This window comes from Paraburkholderia ginsengiterrae, from assembly GCF_001645125.1.
GTDB lineage: Bacteria > Pseudomonadota > Gammaproteobacteria > Burkholderiales > Burkholderiaceae > Paraburkholderia > Paraburkholderia ginsengiterrae.
In genome coordinates, this window is sequence record NZ_LXKA01000123.1 from 1 (window position 1) to 508 (window position 508).

General features: G+C 64.4%; 1 pseudogene. It reads right to left on the reverse strand.

Annotated elements, in window-relative coordinates:
- Window positions 1-240: 240 nt before the first annotated feature.
- Window positions 241-508: pseudogene (locus A6V37_RS42160) on the reverse strand (metallophosphoesterase); the annotation flags it as partial.

A 508-nucleotide genomic window follows, 5' to 3' on the forward strand; every position in this document is an offset into this window, starting at 1 on the left:
AAAGACGACGGGTCACACGGAGAGATGACAGAGAGGAAGTAGAGGCGGCGAGGTGATCGCCGAAGAGGTGACAGGATTGAGAGCAAATGGGAGCGTGAAGAGCGAGTTGAGACCATAGGCGAGGGGAGCTAGGCAGGTAAAGCGAGAAGGGATAGGGGTGATGATATGGTTATTGGAGCCGACAAGACGACCGCGCGTAGTGGCGTTCGTAGAGCGGACGCGAGCACAGGAGTGTCGGTGCAGGGTGACGCGGGTGGCCGGGGCGGCTGCGGCAGAGCGTGGGGGGGGGGCGAGGAGCACATGGGTCAGGAGGTCGCCGAGTGGGCCGGCGAGGGCGGGAGCAGGATGGCGGCGGGGCGCGGGGTGATGGTGGCCGGCGGAATAATCGGTCACCCAGGCAATAACAGGGCGTGCGCCGTCGTGATCCACAAGCACGTGCTCGTTCAGCAGAACGTTCAGCGCGAGGCGCCTGAATTCGTCGATCCAGGCGTTCGCGCCGGCGTAGTAC